Here is a 17,224-nt window from a genome sequence, read left to right on the forward strand (position 1 = left end):
AATATCTTATTATTATTGAACTGTCCTCCCTACAAGGCACTTGTTTAGAAACTGCTTTTTTACTTTCTTTGGACATGGAAAAAAATCAACAACTAAAGAAAGAAATAGGATTATTAGATGCCAGTATGATTGTCATTGGCTCTATGATTGGCTCGGGTATTTTTATTGTATCGGCCGATGTTACTCGAAATCTTGGTTCGCCTGGCTACCTTTTGCTTACATGGGTTATTACAGGTATCATTACTTTAATATCGGCTTTGGCCTATGGCGAGCTGGCAGGTATGATGCCCAACGCTGGGGGGCAATATGTGTATCTTCGTGAAGCCTACAATCCATTGGTAGGTTTTCTTTTTGGCTGGACCACCTTCCTGGTTATCGAAACAGGTACAATTGCTGCAGTAGCTGTGGCTTTTGCCAAATATACAGGTGTTTTGCTACCCAATATTATTGGTACAGACTATGTTTTTTTAGGCATAAATACCCAACAATTATTGGCAATAGCCCTCATTATTTTCCTAACGGTAATAAATCTGAAGGGCGTAAAAAATGCCAAAGTTGTTCAATTGATTTTTACAGTTACCAAAATAGGAGCATTGCTTGGCCTTGCTGTATTGGGAATTATTGTGGGGCTCGACCCTCAAAAAGGTGTTTGGGCTATTAATTCCATTGATTTTTGGAGTCCAGTGAAAATCATTTGGGAAAATGGCAAAATCATGGATTATGAATATCTTTCTGGCCTTGGCCTTTGGTCGGCTATCGGATTGGCCTTGATTGGCCCATTGTTTTCGTCGTCGGCATGGAATAACGTTACCTATATTGCTGGCGAAATGAAAAACCCTAAAAAAGATATTCCTTTGAGCTTGTTGTATGGTACTTTAACCGTGAGTGGCTTGTATATTTTGGCCAATATTGCGTATCTCATGCTTTTGCCAGTACAAGGCCATCCCAACGCACCAGATACCCTTTCACGCGGTATTATGTTTGCTACCAACGATAGGGTAGGTACAGCCGCTGCCGAAATGATTTTTGGTAATCCAGCAGCCATTATTATGGCGGTATTTATCATGATTTCAACCTTTGGCTGTAACAATGGTATTATTTTGTCGGGTGCTAGAGTGTATTATGCTATGGCTAAAAATGGGTTGTTTTTCAAAAAAGCTGGTGAGATAAACAAAAATGGTGTACCTGGGTTTTCATTGATTATTCAATGTGTTTGGGCTTGTTTGCTTTGTCTATCAGGTACTTATGGCGATTTGCTAGACTATACCGTATTCTCTATTTTGGTGTTTTATATTCTTACGATTGGAGGGGTATTTATTCTTAGAAAAAAACAGCCCGATGCACCTCGTCCGTATAAGGCTTTTGGTTATCCTTTAGTACCCGCTATTTATTTGTTTTTTGCTACAGGGTTGTGTGTCAACTTGTTGATTTACAAGCCTATTCCTTCATGGGCAGGCGTAGGTATAGTAGCCTTGGGTATTCCTGTTTTTTATTTCTGGAAAAAGAAAGAAAAAGCTGCCGAATCAGAAAAATAGAATAGCCCTTCAATGAAATCGTCCCTAAAACTATATGTGGTTTTAGCGACGATTTTTTGTTGGAGTGTTTGTGTGAGTTGAGGGGTTCTTAATCTGTCCATTAAAGAAATTCGGGATTTGTATCGATTAGAAGCTAAAGAAGTAAATCAAGCATTTATTGACCAAGCCTTTAACGAACTTGTATTGGGCATTTATTTAGACCATTATCGAGGACGTTTGAGTAAGGTTTTTAATCGCAATGAATTGACTTTAGTGTATGAAATTTTGAAGAAATTAACCGAAAGCCAATCAGTTAATGAATTGGAATTGTATGATTTATCGGTAAAAATCATCTTGAAAGTTCTTTTAAAATCAATATTAAAATGGTTTGAAGAACATTTGAATTAAAAATAAGCATAATTTACAAAGCTAAATCTGTCCCAATCTGGGACAGATTTGGCTTTAATACTACACCTGATAAATACTCTTCTTAAAATTCAGCCAACCCAATGCACCAAAAAGCAGAATAAAAATCACTAAGGATAAGTATGAGTGCAAACCTCCACTTTCGTGTGGATTCTTGAAGGTTTCTATGTTGAATTTATTCCATTTTTCGCTGTTTACGGGTACTTCACGAAATATTTTTGGATAAAAATATAACCTCATTTTTTCGTGAAACTTCCCTGTTTCTTCCAAAAATTGTAAATGATTACTTAGCCCCGATTGTGCTATTTCATTGAGCTGAATTTGCGTATGAATCGTAGGAAAAAACTGGGCAATGCTATTGCTGGCTCTATTGCGTTGATTAAGTTTTTCTTTGAAAGCAGTCGCCTGAGTAGCCGCTTCGTCATCACCAATTTGTTGCATGGCATAGTACCATAGCCAACTAAATTCTTTGTCGGGCAAAGGAAATTGCTTGAACTGTGGATAATGTGCATAAAACCTATTCATGGTTTGGGTTTTATCGGTATCCCATTTTTCATGATAGCCTTTGCGTTGCTTGAGGGTGGTGGACAAGGCTTCGGGAACGGGATATTTGTTTACCAAATAATTGTTGAGACTGGCTGGCAAAATAATAATCAGTACAATCCAGATTGACAACAAAATAACCGCATTGGCATTAGAACTTTTTTGCAAAGACGCTACCCAAAAGCATATCCCAAACCAGCATAAAATATACAAAAGGGAAATCCCGACGAAAGAGAAGAAGATACTTTCTAAAGGTATTTTCAGGAAAAAAACAGATAATAATAGAATGAAAAACAATACTGCCACGACACCGATAAACCTGATAAAAAAGAGTTGCAATACATATAAAAACAGGTTTTTGCTCTGAATTGCCACAATTCGCCAAGTGCCAGATTCTTTTTCTTCTGAAATAATATTATAGGTAAATGCAATGATTATCAATGGAAACAAAAAGATAAGTACAAAGCTAAAGTCGATATTTCCGAGCAAAAGATTGGTCGGATTATTCAAATCAGCATCGTACTTTTGGGCTTCTAAGCCTCTGATGGTTAGGCTCTGAATGGAAGGATTGACATCTCGCTGACCAATCGACAAACCATTCATAGGTAATGTTTCGTTGACGAAGGCAAACTTCAAATAATACAATAATAGCCCTATTTCATCTTGATGATGATGGACATTTCGGGCAGTATACTCTTTTTGGTAAGCAGCTGTTTCTGTAATATTTTGTTCTTGTTTTTCTATAAATTGTTTGCCTACAAAAAGGCTGACGATTCCTGCGATAAGTAAAAAACTGAGTCCTATTTTTACACTATTCGACCGTATAAAATTCTTGAATGCTAAGACTATCATATTAAATTGCTTTTAAGGTTTTAGACAGTATTCTGATAAAAAATAATAATAGCCCTATCCAAAAAATAAAGGCAAAAATGGAAATGATTTCATGGCTAAAAACCGTACTTACTTCTGCTTCTTTATAGACAAATTCGTGCATTTCTTCCCAATGTTTTTTGTCGATAGCATGAGGTTTTTCACCTACTGCTGGCTTTTTATTACTGATAAATTTTATTTGTAATTCATTCATTTTCTGAGCCATTTCGTAGCGATATTGCTCTGCTTGCTCTTGAAAATTGATGTATGAAGCAAAATCAGTACTTGCTAAGGCCATCGATAAGTTTTTAATCGCCATAAACGGATTCAAAAATGCCATACCTTTAGAAAAACTATTCTGTTTATCATAGATTTTTAGAAGCTCGTCTAAATGATGATTATAAATATTAGCACTGATTTTTTCGCCTTCTGCCATCACAAAACCGCTATAATTAAAGGGCAATTTTTGTACTGAATCTACTTGATAAACCGTCAGAAGTGAATCCTTCAAACTTTTATAATGTGGGTCGTTGGGGTTGTGGCTATCGCCTTCTTTGAGTATGTCATTTTCAATATCGGCATTAAATTGTGCTTTTGAGGGCGTCGAATAAAGGTAAGCTCCCAAGGCCTGCGAACCTCTCGGAAGTACAATCGTAAGCATCAACCAAAGCCCAATCAATGAAGTAAGAGCCGTTTTAGAACTTTTACTGATGGCAGAAATCAACACAGCGATTACACAAAAAATAACTAAATAGACAAAATAAACCAGTATAATCAAAAGTAAACGAATACTTTCGTCTATTGAAATATTCATATTTTGAAGTAAAGCCCAAAGGAGAATCGTTGCCACGATAATTGGAATAAAGAGTATCATTACTACGCTAATAATTCCAAGACTTTTACCCACAATTAGTTCTTTCCAGCTTACTCCTTGGCTCAATAGTATTTTAAGCGTTCCGTTTTCTCGTTCGTTGGCAATACTGCTAAAACCCAAGAAGAAAATTAGCAATGGTAAAAGTACTTGTAGCACCATTGCAATACTGATTTCACCAAAACGCAACATTCCAGTTGAAAAACCAGCTTCTGAGAAGTTGACGGTATTTTGTTTATGAGCTTCCAGAAAAATCGTATTGCCCAAAAAGCTTTCCATGCCAAAATCAAATACACTTAATGGAGCTTTTGGACGAAATGCAAAATGACCAAAATGTGCCATTCGGTGTGGATGTTTGTCAGGATTACTCAGCCAATCTTTTCGAGCTTGTTCTTGGTATTTTACTCGTATTTCATTTTGTTTCTGAAAATTTATCCAACCCGAAAAAGCCGCATAAATCAGTAGTAAACCTATAAAAATCGTCAACAGAAATACAGCCTTATTCCTGAAGGCAGTATTTCTAAAATGCTTGGCGATAAGAATTTCTGTATGTGAAAACATATTATTAAAATTTGTACGTCAATGTAAGAGTCATATTTCTTGGTGCAGCAGGGAACAAACGCAAATAGTTCTGAGCTCCCAGCCAATAAGTAGTATCAAAAACATTCCCTGCATTCAAGGCTACTTGCACATTGCTGTTGTTTGGCGTGTAATAAAGTGCTGCATCAAAAGCCGTAAAAGCAGGTACTTCAAAGGCACGACTAAACCAAGGAATTCTACTGCCTTGGTGCTGAACGCCAAAACCTACACCAAGGTCTTTGAGAGCAGAAGTGTTTTGGAAATTATAGCGAGTCCAGATATTGAAGCTATTTCTGGGCGTATTTTGCTTTCTTGCACCAATCAACGATTTGTCGTTGTCTTCAACAATCACGGCATCAATATAACTGTACGAGGCATTGATTTGCCAGTTGGGCAAAATATAGCCTGCAATATCCCACTCAATTCCACGGCTTCTTTCAGCACCACGAGTAACCAAAAGGTCGGGATTTGTTGGGTCGTTGGCATTCATCAAAATATTTTTCTGATTGATTTCGTAGAATGCCACATTCAATCTTACTCGATTATGAAACAAGTCAGCTTTAAGTCCTAATTCTTTCAAATCGCTTCTCAGTGGGTCAAATTGACTCCCCGCAGGCAATGAACCCGTTTGTGGCATCAGCGTTACGGTATTCGATTGTGGTTGAAAACCTTCCAAATAAGTACCATAAACATTGATAGATGTATTGATACTGTACGTTAAACCGACTCTTGGTAACAATGCCGTTTTTTCTACCGTTAATGAATTATTGGCTTTGTAGTTGGTGATGTCTTTGAACCATTCATTTCTTAAACTCAACAACAACGTAAATTTATTCCACTGTAATTGCTCTTGAATATAAATAGCATTGGTAGTGGTAAGTGCTGAAGGCAAAGCCGTGCGAACATTTAAAGTATAATCTTCTACGTTACGAATGGTATAAGTTGGATTTGCCAAGTCGAAGTGATTGACGTTAGGTTTGGGCAATACCTTTCCACCGACCGTAATTGTCTGATAATTGGCGGCATTGGCTAATACAAACGAGCTTGCCACAGAACCATCTTTCAACAAATAACCACGAGCCGCATTTTGTCCGCCACCTTTCAGTTTTTGCCAACTGTTCAAATCGTAACCTATTAATAATTTATGACTGGCTTTTCCTGTTTTAAAATCAAAATTGAAGTAACTATTGAGGTTATCGATATTCCAATATTGCTGACGCTGAACAAATTGCATAGCTGCCAAACTTGTTACAGGCTGATTGCTAATATCTACGGCAAAAGCGTTGGTTGTGCGGTGTTCTTGTAAGTTTTCTGTCCAAGATTGTTTCATGTAAGAAGTATTGAAACCAATATTTTGGCTAAACTTATGAGCAATATTTCCCATAATGATTACTTCTTTAGATTTGAAAAAATCATTGGAAGCACCCAAATTCAAGCTTGTTGGTGTACTGCTTAAGTCTGTTTTTCCAGCCGTTGCACCAAAAATTGGCTGACCTCTATCCAGATTTCCCGTCATATTACTAAAAATCAATTCGGCATTAATGGCAGTTTTGTTATTAGGAATATAGCTGAACGAAGGCGAAACCAATACAGATTTATTCCCAACCAAATCTCGGAAAGAACGGGCTTCCTGATACGCCGCATTCACACGGTACAACAAAGTTTTAGCATCGTTTAAAGGCCCCGTAAAATCCAACGTTCCTCTGAAAGTACTAAAACTCCCGACGCTCATACTTACTTCTTTTCTATCAATCGCCAAAGGTTTTTTCGTCACTAAATTGATACTTCCCCCTGGGTCAACCGATGAAAAAGTGGCACTTGCTGGCCCTTTAATTACTTCTACTCTTTCAATATTGGTCGTCAATGGTTGTAAGAAATAATATTGACGAGTACGCATTCCGTTGATAATTTGTCCTTCTTCATTCTGACTAATTCCTCTAATCGAATATTGATTATAATAACTTGAGGGAATAACACCACTGGCAATTTTTACGGCATCTGCCAAGTAAAAGGCTTGTCGGTCGGCAATAAGTTCTTTGGTAACTGTTGAAATAGCTTGTGGAATGTCTTTATTCAAAGCCGAAATTCTGGTAGCCGAAAAAGAGTACTCGCTGTTATAATCTTTGGCTACTCTTCCTAATACTTCTACGGTTTGTAACTCATTGTTTTCAGGTGTTAAGGCAATGTCCAAAAAAGCTCCGCTGGTTTTTATTTGATAGGTTTTGTAGCCTACCGAAGAAATTTTGAGCATTCCTTTCCCCGAAATCTCAAAATTTCCCTCCGCATCGCTGACAGCACCTTGTTTTGTATTCAAAAATTGAATACTTGCCCCAATGATTTTTTCGCCCGTAGTGGCATCGCTTACTTTGCCTTTGGTATTTTGTGCTTGAAGGTAAATAGAGGTTAATACAGATAAAATGGTAAAAAAGTACTTCATAATATTTTTGTGTGTTAGTTTTTATACCGTTTGTAAATACAATTGTTCTAATTCGTTGGCCGAAATATCTTTGGCATCAATTACCGAAACCAAGTTGCCTTGTTTCATAATACCGATGCGATGAGCCACTTCTTTGGCACGAAAAATATCATGTGTTGCCATCAGAATTGCCGTTCCGTTGGCTGAAAGTTCTTTCAAGATTTCCGAAAATTCATTAGAAGCTTTTGGGTCTAAGCCAGAAGTAGGTTCATCCAATAGCAAGGCTTTGGCATTTTTGGCGATGGCTATGGCAATGCCTACTTTTTGTCGCATTCCTTTTGAATAACCACCAAGTGCCTGATGATGAGCCGTTTCTTGAAGTCCAGCTTTGCTTAAAAAAGCACTTAATTCATGGGTTGAATAAGTAAACCCTGCCAATGCACTAAAAAAAGCAAGGTTTTCGATACCTGTAAGATTGGGATAGAGCATCACCGTTTCAGGAATGTAAGCCAAGTGTTTTTTGGTTTCGAGGGCATTTTCTACTACCGAAATACCATTGATAGTTACTGTACCCTCGCTGGGTTCAATAAAGCCCAAAAACAAATTGATGGTAGTAGTTTTGCCAGCTCCGTTCTGTCCCAACAAGGCAAAGATTTCACCTGATTGTATATGCAAGTCCAAGTGATTGAGGGCAGTATGATTCCCGTATTTTTTGGTAAGGTTGTTAGCTGTTAGCATGTGGATGTGTTTGTATATTTGCAATATTGTTGCAAATATACAAACACCAAAGCCTTTTTGCAATAATATTGCAAAAAGGCTTTGGTGTCACGAATAAAAAAAATGGTATTGTGTGAAAATCAATGCTCGGGGGAGTTGTAGCATTATAATCGTTCAAAAGGAATATCTAATAGCTCGAACGTAGTGTTGCTCACATAATTAAAATGCCACCATTCCATCGGGTCAACTTTGAAGCCGTGTTTTTTCATGGCAGATTTCAATAATTCTCGATTTTTGATAACCTCTTGGGGTAGTTTCATAAACTCAGGATGAGCCGCATATACCAAGGCATCAAAAGGTGTTGGCATTTTTAACTCCTTTTTGGTTTTGAGGTTAATCAAAGTCAAATCAAGAGCAATACCTCGATTGTGTTTACTTCCCTGCCACGGCAAACCCATATAAAGTGTATCTGGTAGTATTTCAAACATCTGACAAGTAACCGAATAAGGGCGATAAGCATCATAAATTTTAAGGCTAAAGCCTTGGGCATTTAACTCTTTCTGAACAGCTCCCAAAGCTTTTGCTACAGGCAATCTTACCAATGCCGCTGGTTTTTTGTAAAGTTGGGTATAAAAAACGTTCTGAGCAGTGGCGTATTTGATGTCCAAAGCAATATTGGGTACATAATCTTTTATTGGAACAAGTGCTTTGTTGGGGTCTTCTCGGATAGTTTCTTTTAGTTTTTGGAGGTCTGAAATGATTGTTAATCCGTATTGATTAGGTATCTGGGCAATTCCAAGATTCAAAGCGGATAAAATAATGACGAAGATTCTGACAACGTTTTTACACATAAAAGAATATTATTATGGTATCTAGGGGTGGAGGATAGATATGTGTGCATTTGCAATAGTGTTGCAAATGTATAAAACATAAAGCCATTTTGCAATAATATAACCCAAAAAGCTTTGTTTGTCGGTAGTAATAAAAACTACTTTCCCAATAAGTAATAGGTATTGATAGTAAGAGCCAATATAAAAAGTATAATGAGAGATGTGTGATGGTAGTTTAATACTTAAATTTAGTACCTTTCATAAAAAAAGTTTACCTCACAAATATATTCATCATATAGAAAATGTAAAAAGATATTGTTATGGCATTGAAACAAATATTATTTTTTAGCTTTTTAACAATTTTCACATCCTGTAATGGACAAGAAAAAACAAAACCTGTTAAAGCTCCTAATATTTTCAGACAGAGCCCAACCATTATAAGAAAACACAAGGCCGTGGGTTTAGGGACTGATTTTGATACAACTTTAGTGAGTCAGTATATCCGAAGTATTTTTCAGGATTCAAAAGGGAACTTATGGTTTGGTACTATAGGCGAAGGCGTAGTACGATATGATGTGAAAACATTGACCTACTTTTCTAATCTCGATGGCTTTATCAATAACTCAGTTTTTGCTATTAATGAAGATAAAAAGGGGAATCTTTGGTTTGGGACAGACCAAGGCGTTTACAAATATGACCCCAGTCGGGCAGCAGGAGAGGCTTTTAGGAATTATAACCAAAAAGATGGTTTGAGCCACATAAATATAAGTCGAAAAAGTATCCTTGTTGATAAATCGGGTACTATTTGGGTAGGCACACATGGTGGTGTTTTTCAATATGACCCCTCTGCCGATACAAAGGGCAGACCAAGCTTTTCGTTATTTCAGCCGCTTTCCTCTATAAATATTGCGGGCATTATGGAAGATAAAAAAGGTAATATTTGGTTTGCTTCTTCCGATAAAGGTGTTTTTCGTTATGATGGAAAAGTAATTACCCATATTGCAGAAAAGGAACAATTGGGCGAAAACTATGCAGGAGGTATTGCAGAAGATAAAGCTGGAAATATTTGGTTTACCATGAAAACTGGTATTTGTAAATATGATGGAAAGACCTTAACCGAATATACTGCCAAAGACGGATTAGGTGGAACTGAATTTTGGGGAATTTATATAGAACAGTCAGGGATTATTTGGATTACCGCCCGAGGCAGTACTACCCGATTTGACCCTTCTATTCCCTTACCAAATCCAAAAGCGTTTACGGTATTTACACCTGCCGATGGCTTAAACTGCTGTGTTCAAAGTATGTATCAAGACCAATCTGGAAATATGTGGTGGGGAGCAGGGCAAGGCCTTTTTAGGTTTGATGGCAAACGGTTTTATCAGGTTACAAAAAATAGTTCGTGGTAGTATATCATAGCCCAACGAGCAAAATAAAATAGGTAAGTGCTTGAAAAATAACATAAAGAGCCAACAAAAGAGCCTATTAATATACCTAAAAAATCGGGTAAATATAGATATTTATACCTACCCGACAACAACGCCTCTAACAAGCACATTGAATCTTTGCTCCAGTTTGGCTGGCTTTTGTCCCTTCGGTGGCATAGCCGTCAAACTTCCACCATTCAATGCCACCAATTAATTCTTTGACCTTAAAGCCCAGCCTTGACATATTCAAAGCTCCTTTGGTAGAGGCATTACACCCGATTCCATCACAATAAGTAACATAGACAAAATCTTTGTCTAAATCTTTGGTAGTTTCTTCATTCATGTCACGATGAGGAATATTAATGGCCGTTGGAATATGCTCGGCTTCAAAACCAAATGCTTTTCTTGTATCAATAGCAATCACCCTTTCACCATTATTGAAGGCATCAAACAAATCTGATGGGTCCATTTCAAATGCCAATTTGTTTTCGTAATATGTAATTTGTGTGTCCATTTTTTTATATTTAATTGATTGATGCAGCAAATTTATAATAGCAGAAAATCGAATAAAAACGAAAATAATTCATCATCATCATTCATTATTTTCATACAAAATCCCCCAACAAATTGTATAGTTTTGTACATAATTTAGCAATCAAAAATGGAGATTAGGCATTTAAAACTTATAAAAGCTATTGTAGAAGAAGGTAGCATAACCAAAGCTATCGATAAGCTTCATTTAACACAATCGGCTTTGAGTCATCAACTCAAGGAAGCAGAATATCAGTTGGGTACACAAATATTTTTACGGCAAAATAAAAAGCTCATATTAACCAAAGCAGGCGAAAAATTGTACGAAACTGCCAACGACGTATTAGCAAAACTATCGAGTACCCAGCAAGAAATCAAACAAATGATTTTGGGAGAATTTGGTACAATCAGAATAAGTACCGAATGTTATTCAAGTTATCATTGGTTGCCCTCTGTTTTAAAACAGTTTCATCTACTATATCCTAATGTCGACTTGCAAATCATAATGGAGGCAACGCATTATCCATTACAAAAGCTACAAGAAAATATCATTGATATTGCTATTACCAGCGACCCAATACAAGAAGACAGCATAAAATACTTGGAGCTTTTTCAAGATGAAATGTTAATGGTAGTATCTACGAATCATGCTTGGGCAAACAAAAAATACGTAGTAGCCGAAGACTTTGCCACCGAGCATTTATTGATACATTCTTTGCCATTAGAAACTGTCACGGTTCATCAATTTTTGTTAGCACCCGCAAAAGTAACGCCTAAAAAAATCACACCGCTTCCACTCACAGAGGCATCAATCGAAATGGTAAAAGCAGATATGGGAATTATGGCAATGGCAAAATGGGCAATACAGCCATATTTAAAAGATAATTCATTGAAAACCATCAAAATTGGCAAGAATGGATTAAAAAGAAAGCATTTTATTGCCATTATGAATAACAAAATATATCCCAATTATTTTAATCATTTTATAGAGTTTTTACAAACCGAAATTCACCAACAATGGACTATATAATCAGAGAATGTACAGAAAAAGATTTGCCCGAATTGGTTGAACTATGTGGCCTGCATTCGGAATATGAGCGAGCAGATTTTACGCCAATAGGAAAAGAAGTTTTATTGAAAAAGGCAATGTTTTCAGACCCCCCCCGACTATTTTGTTTTGTTATTGAAAGCCATAACAAACTACAAGGGTATTTTTCATATACTTTTGACTACTCTACTTGGGACGCACAAACTTTTTTGTATTTAGATTGTCTGTATTTAATGCCAGCGTTTAGAGGACATCGCATTGGCGAAAAAGTATTTGATAAGCTCAAAGAAATAGCAATGCAAAACGATTGTGTAAATATTCAATGGCAAACCCCAATTTTCAATGAAAGAGCCATACAATTTTACCACCGAATAGGAGCTACAGGAAAAAATAAAGTAAGGTTTTTGATTGATATAAAACATACAGATAATGAATCTGTTTAAACTTTCATAAAATTGCTTGCGTAAGCAATGGATTTATACTGTTTGAGCGAAGCGAGGTGGAACGCCAGTCCGATTATAAATTCTTGAATTTTTGTGGCCGCCTAGTTAAAAAGTAAGAAGAAGAATTAATCGATAAAATATGCTTTGAGAAAAGTTTAAACAGCTTCAATATTATGCTAACATAGCTGGTATAATATTATCGATTAGCCAACAGATTACCCATCTGTTTACCAAATTTTCTACCATAAATTTGTAATAAAGCTCGCCTTCTAGTACATTTATTAAGCCTTTGTTGCTGGCTCTCAAATACTAAATCCTACCACTTCAGAAGTATCTTTTCGTTAGGTAAAATCCTAAAAAACAGACATATTCTGTCTTTTCTAAAAACCCTTTGCCTAACAGGCAAAGCTACTCCTTCAAAATAATTTATGAGCTATACATATAGCAATTGTACCTACTATTAGTTTAAAAATTCTCAATGCTTTTATTTATCCTAAAAATTAAAAAAACAAATGGTCACAAGCAAAATGCTTTGTGATATTGAGCTAAACTCTTGACAAGAATGTTATGGATAATCAACGCCCTCCTTTCCCCCCATTTAGCCTTGAAACAGCTATTCTGAAAGTACAAATGGCTGAAGATGCTTGGAATAGTCGAGACCCCGAGCGTGTATCGTTGGCTTATACCATTGATACAGAATGGCGTAATCGAAGCGAATTTATCAATGGTCGTGAAGAAGTAAAAAGCTTTTTGACTCGAAAATGGCAGAAAGAACTAGATTATAAACTCAAAAAAGAACTCTGGTCTTTTAATGACAATCGTATAGCGGTACGTTTTGAATACGAATACCATGACGTTGCTGGACAATGGTTTAGGGCTTATGGTAACGAACTTTGGGAGTTTGACCAAAATGGACTAATGCAAAGGCGGTTTGCGAGTATCAACGATTTGGCCATTGATGAGTCTACAAGAAAGTTTAAAGATCAACTAGAAGAGGAGGTTGTTGTTCCTGATGAATGTGGTGATGCACTTTGGGATAAAGTTTTGGAAGAAGCAGACAAAAGAGATGCCCTAAAAAAAATACTTTTGGGAAATACAGACAAAAAATAAATCGTAAAAATCAATGAATTATTATAACATAGCATTTTCAGATGCCAGTAAAAAACTACAAGAGCGTTTTGGCAGTCGTAATACTTATTCAAAGGCTGAAAAGTTTGGCGTAAAAGAAGGACTCAGCGACAACGAGATACGCTTTATAGAAGAGCGAGATAGTTTTTATATGGCTACTATTGGCACAAACGGATTTCCTTATATTCAGCATCGTGGAGGGCCGACTGGTTTTGTCAAGGTAATAGATGATAAAACTATTGCTTTCTTAGACTTTGCAGGGAATAGGCAGTTTGTTTCGGTTGGGAATATGCTATCTAATGACAAAGTAGCCTTAATCATGGTGTCCTATCCTCACAGAGCAAGGATTAAATTGTATGCCAAAGCTAGAATAGAAGAACTAGACGCTAATCCAGCATTAACGGAACAACTCCAACTAGATAACTACAAATCTCGTCCCGAACGTATTATTATTCTTGATATAGAAGCATTTGATTGGAATTGTCCACAACATATTACACCACGCTACACACTTGCCGAAATAGAGGAATCTATCAATGGAGATCTGGATATATAGCTTAGTATGTATCAATATCGTGAGGGCGGGTTTAGTACTAAAGTAATTTGTCAATCATTTTCATAAAAAGATTTTATCAAAATACGTTAAATATTTATTGATTATCAATAAATATTTAACGTATTTTGATATGGAATAAAAGTATAAAATCATTATGAAAAGAATTTCAATAGTATTTCTTCAAACAGCCGTCGTGCTGATTGGTATTGTGGCACTTGCCATGTTGATTAGATTTCCCTTAACTGAGGGTAGAGCCACCAACTTAGACTTGTTGAGTATCTACTTTGACAAGGTTATTTTGTATGGGTATGCAACATCCATTGCCTTTTTTGTGGCACTATACAAGGCATTCAAATTGCTGGGGTATATCGGACAAAACCAAGCATTCTCTACCAATGCCATTCAGACATTAAAGAGTATCAAATATTGTGCAATTGTACTCAGTATTTTAATTGTAATAGGAGGAGTATACATAAAAATATTCCATGATAAAGATGACGACCCTGCAGGTTTTTTGGCCATTTGTATTGTAACTACTTTTGCCTCTATTGTAGTGGCAACGGCTGCCGCAATTTTTGAAAAAATATTACAAAATGCCTTTGATATGAAATTAGAAAATGATTTAACCATTTAGAGCTATGCCAATTATTGTAAACCTAGACGTGATAATGGCAAAGCGAAAAATATCGCTGAATGAACTTTCAGAAAGAGTTGATTTGACATTATCCAACCTTTCTATCTTAAAGACAGGAAAGGCAAAGGCTATTCGTTTTAGTACCTTAGAAGCCATCTGCAAAGCCTTAGACTGTCAACCAAGTGATATTTTGGAATATGTAAATGACGAAAAAAGTACAACCTAGCTATAATAGCTATGGTAGGTGTGGTGTATGATATAAATTTTTGATAATCAAAAGATTAGCCATTGAGTGGTTGTTGCTGTTGTAATCTATTTTTGTCATAAGTATTTAAAAAAGTAACCCATATTTGGGACGTACCAGGAAGCATTGTGACAATTCCTTTTTATATTAGTTGGGGATATATGAAACTGTAACAAAACAGACAAGCCGTTCTTTTTGATCTATATCAAAGTTTGAAGATAAAAGGTGTTGCATTTTTGCACCATTATTAATCTTTAAACAATGCGAAAAATGAAAAAGAAATATTTTAAATACATCAACACTTTGTTTGTAGTAATTCCAATGACACTGATTATGGCCTTTGTGGGGTTGATGCGTAATTATGGCTTTGGCGAAGACTGGTTTTTCAAATTCCTGAAGGCTTGGAGTGTCATGTTGCCTGTGGCTTATGCCGCAGCTTTTCTTATTATTCCCAATGCCCGAAAGCTGGCCGAAAAATTAGCCGTAAAAGAGTAACCTGATTATTTTGAATGTACCAACAACTTATCCATTATATCAACAGCCAAATCAAAGTCAGTGAAGACGAACTGAGGATGATTCTTTCTTTCTTCAAACCCTTGAAATTAAAGAAAAATGAACTTCTCGTAACACACGGACAAACTAGCCAACGGACTTTCTTCGTTGGCAAAGGTTGTTTACGGATATTTTTTATCAACGAAGATGGACAGGACGCTACACGCTATTTTGCTTTTGAAAACCAGTTTGCTACCGCTTTGGTTAGTTTTATTACTGGCGAGCCTTCCGAAGAGTTTATACAAGCTGCCGAACACACGGAACTACTGTATATTACCCACAAAGATTTCTTTCATCTGTTCGATTCTATTCCCCAATGGGAAAAATTTTATCGCCATTATCTCGAAAAAGCCTATGTGAATAATACCAAACGCCTGATGTCTTTCCTCACACAGGACGCTACTGAAAAATACCGCCAGTTGCTGAATGAAAACCCAATCATTGTGAGGCGATTGCCTAATAAAATGGTTGCTTCTTATCTTAATATTTCTCAGGAAACACTAAGTCGTTTAAAATCGAAAGTCTGATAGTATTTTTTGACCTATATCAAAGTTCAGCGGTTTGAAGAGCCATAATTTTGTCATAATAAAAATAGACAGATTATGAATCAGCCAAAAGAATTAATAATACAAAGCGGAACTGTTTTGGAAAACAGACAGATTGCCGCACATACCTTTCACTTAAAAATTCAAAGCGATGATTTTGCAGATATGCAGTGTGTCGGTGGGTTTACGGTAGATATTTTTTTAGGAAATCCTTACGAAAACGCTAATTGCGAAAACCGAAAATACTCTTTTTGGAACTACGAACCCGTGTATCACATCGTTGATTTGGCTATTTGTACATTCTCAAATGGAAAAGGAGCTAAATGGATACAAAAATTGCAGCAGGGCAACCGTATTTTCTTCAAACCACCCAAAGGAAAATTACTAGCAGACAACAGTGCCGAAAATTACCTACTGATTGGTGACATCACGTCTTTATCTCATTTGTACGAAATACACAGAAACCTTGCCGTAAGTAAAAATATTTTTAGTTTTATTTATGCAGAACAAGAAGCTGATTTTTTTCCAGACATTGATAACAGCTTCCCATTGCATCATTATATCATTAGCCCAACGCCGACAGATAAGGTAGTGAATAAAATCGTTAGCCTTTTGCCAGCACAGCTTGACAACACTATTGCTTATGTTTTTGGGCATCCAGAGGTATGTATCGCCTTGCACCATTACTTAAAGCACAACAAAAATATGCCAACCCAGTATCTGCGAACAAAACCATTTTGGAAAGCAGAAAAGAATGAGTCGGCCAGTGCTATATGCTGACCTTTAGTAAGAAATCACTATGAGTAGGCAATTGCTCATGATTCATTTTTATGATAAACCACTTACAAATTCGCCTTTTTCGCTGACAACCTTATTGCCCCATTGAGTGATTGCTTCCAATACAGGAATAAAGCTTTTGCCAAAATCACTTAAAGCATAAACAACCTTGATAGGCGGTTTTTGGCCATATACTTTTCTTGATACCAAGCCGTCTTTTTCTAATTGCTTCAACTGTAAACTTAGGGTCATTTCGGTAACGGTAGGCATTTCTTTACGGAGTTCGTTGTACCTCTTAGCCTCGTCTTTTAAATGATAAAGGATAACGGCTTTCCATTTTCCACCCACCAGATCCATTGTCAGGCTTACCGTACAAGGGTAAGCTTTTCCTTTCAATTTTACATAATCTCCGATACATTCTGTTTTCATTTTGTAGCTTTTATTAACCTATCTGTTTTGATAGTTATTGCAAATGTATTCTACTAAAAATAGTTTTGCAACTAAAATAATGATAGTACCAATGCAAAAGAAAACCCAAGACACTACAACCTATGAAGGACGTAGCCTGTATGT

At 36.4% G+C, this 17,224-nt stretch carries 19 protein-coding genes; 12 read left to right on the plus strand and 7 right to left on the minus strand.

Features of this window, described 5'->3' with window-relative positions; genetic code table 11:
* Positions 1–74 precede the first annotated feature (74 nt).
* Both FLEMA_RS0102375 and FLEMA_RS0102380 read left to right on the plus strand, forming a co-directional pair.
* Positions 75–1,535: an APC family permease gene (locus FLEMA_RS0102375; RefSeq protein WP_044170652.1), complete on the plus strand. Its 1,461-nt coding sequence runs from the start codon at positions 75–77 to the stop codon at positions 1,533–1,535.
* A 117-nt stretch (positions 1,536–1,652) separates the two neighbouring features.
* Entirely contained in the window at positions 1,653–1,922 is a 270-nt protein-coding gene (locus FLEMA_RS0102380) for a hypothetical protein (protein ID WP_026994069.1), read from the plus strand.
* Positions 1,923–1,982: 60 nt separating this feature from the next.
* On the opposite strand, the gene FLEMA_RS0102385 is transcribed toward FLEMA_RS0102380, so the two are convergent.
* The 5 genes from FLEMA_RS0102385 to FLEMA_RS0102405 form a co-directional block, all read right to left on the minus strand.
* A complete protein-coding gene (locus tag FLEMA_RS0102385) occupies positions 1,983–3,335 on the minus strand; it encodes a DUF3526 domain-containing protein (RefSeq protein ID WP_026994070.1) in 1,353 nt (450 codons plus the stop codon).
* Between the two features lies 1 nt (position 3,336).
* On the minus strand, positions 3,337–4,785 hold the full coding sequence (locus tag FLEMA_RS0102390) for an ABC transporter permease (RefSeq protein ID WP_026994071.1): 1,449 nt from the start codon (positions 4,783–4,785) through the stop codon (positions 3,337–3,339).
* Positions 4,786–4,789: 4 nt separating this feature from the next.
* A complete protein-coding gene (locus FLEMA_RS0102395; RefSeq protein WP_026994072.1) occupies positions 4,790–7,240 on the minus strand; it encodes a TonB-dependent receptor in 2,451 nt (816 codons plus the stop codon).
* Between the two features lie 21 nt (positions 7,241–7,261).
* Positions 7,262–7,957, minus strand: coding sequence for an ABC transporter ATP-binding protein (locus FLEMA_RS0102400; RefSeq protein WP_026994073.1), 696 nt, complete (start codon positions 7,955–7,957; stop codon positions 7,262–7,264).
* Between the two features lie 143 nt (positions 7,958–8,100).
* A complete protein-coding gene (locus FLEMA_RS0102405; RefSeq protein ID WP_026994074.1) occupies positions 8,101–8,787 on the minus strand; it encodes a M15 family metallopeptidase in 687 nt (228 codons plus the stop codon).
* A gap of 299 nt (positions 8,788–9,086) precedes the next feature.
* On the opposite strand from FLEMA_RS0102405, the gene FLEMA_RS0102410 reads away from it, so the two are divergent.
* Complete coding sequence (locus tag FLEMA_RS0102410; protein WP_026994075.1) at positions 9,087–10,175, plus strand: ligand-binding sensor domain-containing protein; 1,089 nt, start codon at positions 9,087–9,089, stop codon at positions 10,173–10,175.
* Positions 10,176–10,311: 136 nt separating this feature from the next.
* Here the strand turns inward: FLEMA_RS0102410 and FLEMA_RS0102420 are convergent, their stop codons facing one another.
* Positions 10,312–10,707, minus strand: coding sequence for a rhodanese-like domain-containing protein (locus FLEMA_RS0102420; RefSeq protein WP_026994076.1), 396 nt, complete (start codon positions 10,705–10,707; stop codon positions 10,312–10,314).
* Positions 10,708–10,854: 147 nt separating this feature from the next.
* Here FLEMA_RS0102420 and FLEMA_RS0102425 point away from each other — a divergent pair, with 147 nt between their 5' ends.
* From FLEMA_RS0102425 to FLEMA_RS0102470, 9 genes are all read left to right on the plus strand, one after another.
* Complete coding sequence (locus FLEMA_RS0102425; protein ID WP_026994077.1) at positions 10,855–11,754, plus strand: LysR family transcriptional regulator; 900 nt, start codon at positions 10,855–10,857, stop codon at positions 11,752–11,754.
* A complete protein-coding gene (locus tag FLEMA_RS0102430) occupies positions 11,742–12,215 on the plus strand; it encodes a GNAT family N-acetyltransferase (RefSeq protein WP_026994078.1) in 474 nt (157 codons plus the stop codon). Before FLEMA_RS0102425 ends, FLEMA_RS0102430 begins: the two co-directional genes overlap by 13 nt.
* A 567-nt stretch (positions 12,216–12,782) precedes the next feature.
* Positions 12,783–13,325: a nuclear transport factor 2 family protein gene (locus FLEMA_RS67275; RefSeq protein ID WP_081681242.1), complete on the plus strand. Its 543-nt coding sequence runs from the start codon at positions 12,783–12,785 to the stop codon at positions 13,323–13,325.
* 13 nt (positions 13,326–13,338) lie between these two features.
* Positions 13,339–13,899: a pyridoxamine 5'-phosphate oxidase family protein gene (locus FLEMA_RS67280; RefSeq protein ID WP_044170656.1), complete on the plus strand. Its 561-nt coding sequence runs from the start codon at positions 13,339–13,341 to the stop codon at positions 13,897–13,899.
* A 154-nt stretch (positions 13,900–14,053) separates the two neighbouring features.
* The gene (locus tag FLEMA_RS0102450) at positions 14,054–14,533 is read left to right on the plus strand and encodes a DUF2975 domain-containing protein (protein ID WP_026994079.1); all 480 of its coding nucleotides are present in this window, start codon (positions 14,054–14,056) and stop codon (positions 14,531–14,533) included.
* 4 nt (positions 14,534–14,537) lie between these two features.
* Positions 14,538–14,759 carry a helix-turn-helix domain-containing protein gene (locus tag FLEMA_RS0102455; RefSeq protein WP_026994080.1) on the plus strand — a complete coding sequence of 74 codons (222 nt, stop codon included), beginning with the start codon at positions 14,538–14,540 and terminating at the stop codon, positions 14,757–14,759.
* Positions 14,760–15,047: 288 nt separating this feature from the next.
* A complete protein-coding gene (locus FLEMA_RS0102460; protein WP_026994081.1) occupies positions 15,048–15,272 on the plus strand; it encodes a DUF2798 domain-containing protein in 225 nt (74 codons plus the stop codon).
* Between the two features lie 14 nt (positions 15,273–15,286).
* Positions 15,287–15,856, plus strand: a complete 570-nt coding sequence (locus FLEMA_RS0102465; protein ID WP_026994082.1) for a Crp/Fnr family transcriptional regulator — start codon at positions 15,287–15,289, stop codon at positions 15,854–15,856.
* Between the two features lie 75 nt (positions 15,857–15,931).
* Positions 15,932–16,654: an SIP domain-containing protein gene (locus FLEMA_RS0102470; RefSeq protein ID WP_026994083.1), complete on the plus strand. Its 723-nt coding sequence runs from the start codon at positions 15,932–15,934 to the stop codon at positions 16,652–16,654.
* Positions 16,655–16,702: 48 nt separating this feature from the next.
* On the opposite strand, the gene FLEMA_RS0102475 is transcribed toward FLEMA_RS0102470, so the two are convergent.
* Positions 16,703–17,080 carry a winged helix-turn-helix transcriptional regulator gene (locus FLEMA_RS0102475; protein WP_026994084.1) on the minus strand — a complete coding sequence of 126 codons (378 nt, stop codon included), beginning with the start codon at positions 17,078–17,080 and terminating at the stop codon, positions 16,703–16,705.
* Positions 17,081–17,224: the final 144 nt, after the last annotated feature.

It is taken from the genome of Flectobacillus major DSM 103 (assembly GCF_000427405.1).
Taxonomy (GTDB): Bacteria; Bacteroidota; Bacteroidia; order Cytophagales; family Spirosomataceae; genus Flectobacillus; species Flectobacillus major.

What these genes read in the sequence shown, in the direction of transcription:
- FLEMA_RS0102450 (WP_026994079.1), top strand. Translation starts at nt 14,054, where the DNA reads ATGAAAAGAATTTCAATAGTATTTCTTCAAACAGCCGTCGTGCTGATT.
- FLEMA_RS0102470 (WP_026994083.1), top strand. Translation starts at nt 15,932, where the DNA reads ATGAATCAGCCAAAAGAATTAATAATACAAAGCGGAACTGTTTTGGAA.
- FLEMA_RS0102410 (WP_026994075.1), top strand. Translation starts at nt 9,087, where the DNA reads ATGGCATTGAAACAAATATTATTTTTTAGCTTTTTAACAATTTTCACA.
- FLEMA_RS0102395 (WP_026994072.1), bottom strand. Translation starts at nt 7,240, where the DNA reads ATGAAGTACTTTTTTACCATTTTATCTGTATTAACCTCTATTTACCTT.
- FLEMA_RS0102390 (WP_026994071.1), bottom strand. Translation starts at nt 4,785, where the DNA reads ATGTTTTCACATACAGAAATTCTTATCGCCAAGCATTTTAGAAATACT.
- FLEMA_RS0102465 (WP_026994082.1), top strand. Translation starts at nt 15,287, where the DNA reads ATGTACCAACAACTTATCCATTATATCAACAGCCAAATCAAAGTCAGT.
- FLEMA_RS0102475 (WP_026994084.1), bottom strand. Translation starts at nt 17,080, where the DNA reads ATGAAAACAGAATGTATCGGAGATTATGTAAAATTGAAAGGAAAAGCT.
- FLEMA_RS0102425 (WP_026994077.1), top strand. Translation starts at nt 10,855, where the DNA reads ATGGAGATTAGGCATTTAAAACTTATAAAAGCTATTGTAGAAGAAGGT.
- FLEMA_RS0102385 (WP_026994070.1), bottom strand. Translation starts at nt 3,335, where the DNA reads ATGATAGTCTTAGCATTCAAGAATTTTATACGGTCGAATAGTGTAAAA.
- FLEMA_RS0102460 (WP_026994081.1), top strand. Translation starts at nt 15,048, where the DNA reads ATGAAAAAGAAATATTTTAAATACATCAACACTTTGTTTGTAGTAATT.
- FLEMA_RS0102400 (WP_026994073.1), bottom strand. Translation starts at nt 7,957, where the DNA reads ATGCTAACAGCTAACAACCTTACCAAAAAATACGGGAATCATACTGCC.
- FLEMA_RS0102375 (WP_044170652.1), top strand. Translation starts at nt 75, where the DNA reads ATGGAAAAAAATCAACAACTAAAGAAAGAAATAGGATTATTAGATGCC.
- FLEMA_RS0102405 (WP_026994074.1), bottom strand. Translation starts at nt 8,787, where the DNA reads ATGTGTAAAAACGTTGTCAGAATCTTCGTCATTATTTTATCCGCTTTG.
- FLEMA_RS0102455 (WP_026994080.1), top strand. Translation starts at nt 14,538, where the DNA reads ATGCCAATTATTGTAAACCTAGACGTGATAATGGCAAAGCGAAAAATA.
- FLEMA_RS0102420 (WP_026994076.1), bottom strand. Translation starts at nt 10,707, where the DNA reads ATGGACACACAAATTACATATTACGAAAACAAATTGGCATTTGAAATG.
- FLEMA_RS0102430 (WP_026994078.1), top strand. Translation starts at nt 11,742, where the DNA reads ATGGACTATATAATCAGAGAATGTACAGAAAAAGATTTGCCCGAATTG.
- FLEMA_RS67280 (WP_044170656.1), top strand. Translation starts at nt 13,339, where the DNA reads ATGAATTATTATAACATAGCATTTTCAGATGCCAGTAAAAAACTACAA.
- FLEMA_RS67275 (WP_081681242.1), top strand. Translation starts at nt 12,783, where the DNA reads ATGGATAATCAACGCCCTCCTTTCCCCCCATTTAGCCTTGAAACAGCT.